The following is a 1,942-nucleotide window of genomic DNA, read 5'->3' on the forward strand; positions in this document are numbered from 1 at the left end:
GGCGGATTCAAGGGGTCGATGCAACACCCGAGGTCAATTGGTTATCAGTAAACCATGCAGACGCTCCGCGGGAGTGTCCCATCCGAGCGTCTCTCGTGGTCGTCCGTTGAGTTCCTGGGCGACGTGCTCCAGATCCTCCGGTCCGTAGGCGTTCAGGTCGGTGCCTTTGGGGAAGTATTGTCGCAGCAAGCCGTTGGTGTTCTCGTTGGATCCGCGCTGCCAGGGGCTGGCGGGGTCGCAGAAGTAGACGTCCATGTCCGTAGCGATGCGGAATGATTTGTGCAGGGCCATTTCCGCACCCTGGTCCCAGGTCAGGGATCCGCGCAGATGTTGCGGCAGCGTGGCCATGGTCGTGATGAGCCCGTCGCGCACGGATTCGGCGGTGTGGTCTTTGGGCAGGTGCACGAGCATCACGTAGCGGGTGGTGCGTTCCACGAGCGTTGCGATCGCCGACTGGTTGTAGGCTCCGGTAATTAAATCACCTTCCCAGTGCCCCGGAACGGCGCGGTCTTCGATCTCGGCGGGGCGTTCGGAGATGTTGATCATCGGGTCCCGGAAACGGCTGGTGCGTTCTTCGGGGTTTTTGTGTTTTTTACGACGTGTCCGCCCGGTGCGCAGGGCTTCTTTGACCTCGCGTTTGAGTCCGCCGCGGGCTTGGATGTAGAGGGCTTGGTAGATCGTTTCGTGGGTCACGCGCATGAGGGGGTCATCGGGGAATTCCTTGATCAGCGTGTGGGAAATCTGCTTCGGGGACCAGCGGGTGAGCAGCTTGGCGTGCACGTAGTCGCGCAGTTTCCCGGGTGCGGCCAGTTTACTGTCCTTGGGCCGTGCCCGGGCCGCGGTGGCACGCCGGTTGGCGCCGTACGGCAGGTAGCCAAGAACCGGGTGGCTATTGCGGCCGATCTCCCGGCTGACCGAGCCCGGCGACCGGCCCAGAGTCCGGCCAATGTCACGCATCGACTTGCCGCCGCCGAGCAGGTCAGCGATCAGCTCCCGCTCACGCAAGGACAGGTAGCGGGTGCTGATGGACTGCTCCAAGGCCTCCAAGGCCGCCGGGGCGGGTGCAGACTCCGCCGCCGGTGCCGTCGGCTCCGGTGCCGCGGCAGGGGCTGGAGGTTCCGCATAAGTAGTTCTCACCTCTTGGTTATACGGCAGATCCGCAGGGTGGCCCTCGGCGGCTGCCTTGTCCTTTGCAGCGTGTTGCCGGTCCCATTTGTAGGAGCTCTGTTCGCTGGCGCCGGCTGCGAGGGCGGCGTCCCGGCGGCCGGCACCTTCCTGGCGCAAGCGCAGGTAGTGAATCTGTTTCGCCGACGGGGGTCGCGGGCTGAGGGAGGCCATGCCGGCATCGTTCGCCCAGTTCGAGCAGGTGGAGATGTTCAGGCCGAGTTCCCTGGCGGCCGCGCTGACGTTGCCGATCTCCCGCAGCACGTCCAGGAACTCCTCCACCACCGCCGATGAGTGGCGCTGCTGCGGGGGGCGTTTCACGGTTCTGGTTTTGCTGGGCTTCCCGGCCGCGCGGTTGACCCGGCCGGCCCAGGAATTCGCCGTGCTGGTATTCAGTCCCAGTTCCCTGGCCGCCGCCACGATGTTGCCGGTCCGATCAAGGACGGCATGGAACTGGTCCTTGTCGGCCCGGGCATACTGGCGCTGACGTCTGATCCCGGCGGCGTTCGCCCACTTCTGACAGGTGCTTCTGTTGAGTCCCAGCTCTTTGGCAGCCGCGGCAACACTTCCCAACCGCGCCACGGCGGAAAGGAAATCCTTCCTCTGGGCACCGGTATGGGACTGCTGATGACGCTTGACGCCCACTCCTGCCGGGGACGCCGATGTTTCCTTCGAAGGAGATTCTTTCCTCGAGGAAAAACTACTTCTTGATGGTGATTCCATTCGCGCTGCAACTCCCGATAATTCGGAGGTGTTGCAACGATCGCTTGAACCCGCC

Annotated in this window: 1 protein-coding gene; it reads right to left on the reverse strand. The window is 64.0% G+C overall.

All coding sequences use genetic code 11. The annotated features are described in order from the left end of the window. Window positions 1-33 precede the first annotated feature (33 nt). Window positions 34-1,047, reverse strand: coding sequence for an IS30 family transposase (locus QK291_RS18950; RefSeq protein WP_282384398.1), 1,014 nt, complete (start codon window positions 1,045-1,047; stop codon window positions 34-36). Window positions 1,048-1,942: the final 895 nt, after the last annotated feature.

Source organism: Arthrobacter sp. AL12 (assembly GCF_029960645.1).
Lineage (GTDB): Bacteria > Actinomycetota > Actinomycetes > Actinomycetales > Micrococcaceae > Arthrobacter.